Source organism: Oleiphilus sp. HI0079 (assembly GCF_001635105.1).
The window spans coordinates 1-807 of sequence record NZ_LWFT01000248.1 but is presented as its reverse complement, the minus strand read 5'-3'; the positions used below and the strand labels follow the sequence as shown (position 1 = coordinate 807).

Annotated in this window: 1 pseudogene; it reads left to right on the top strand. The window is 49.3% G+C overall.

Annotated features, from left to right (window positions below):
- Window positions 1–720: pseudogene (locus A3750_RS25805) on the top strand (hypothetical protein); the annotation flags it as partial.
- Window positions 721–807 lie beyond the last annotated feature (87 nt).

Sequence of the window (807 nt, the reverse complement as noted above, 5' to 3'; positions counted from 1 at the left end):
GAGAAACAAGACACGCTCTACATCGCTGCAGAGCTTTATGATCGCGCCGACAACAAGGCAAAGGCGATATCTAACTACCGCTCTTATGCGAATACCTACCCTAATCCGCCGAGTGAATATATGGAGGCGGCTAACCGGCTCGCAGAACTTTATGATGAGACAGGTGACCAAATTAAGCGTCGATTCTGGTTAGCAAAACAGATGAAGACGGTGGATGCGCTCGGGAGCGATGCAGACCAGCGCATGGTTTACCTTGCCGCCTCGGCTTCTGCGGTGCTTGCGAACGACGCATTCACTCGGTACGCGCGCATAAAACTGAAGCTACCATTAAATGAGTCAATGGCGAAGAAAACGATCGCGCTTGAGCGTGCGATGCAGGCGTACCAAAAAACTGCTTCCTACGGGATTTCCAGCTTTTCGACAGAAGCCGGTTACCGTATGGCCGACATCTATGTGCAGCTTAGCCAGGATTTAATGAACTCTGATCGACCAAAGGGTTTAAACGAACTTGAATTGGAGCAGTATGAGATTTTGCTAGAAGAACAGGCGTTTCCATTCGAGGATAGTGCAATTGATATTCACGAGCAAAACGCGAGCCGCAGCTGGAATGGTATTTACGACGATTGGGTAAAGGAAAGTTTTGCATCGCTTAGAAAGTTGCTACCAGGGCGTTATGACAAGCCTGAATTGACGGGAGGACTTGTCGATGCGCTGCAATAAGGATTTACGCTGGGCTCTAGGGTTTCGCATGACCTTCTCCACCAGGGCGCTACAAGATCGTTTTAAAGCCGTCGCTTTACTTGCCTT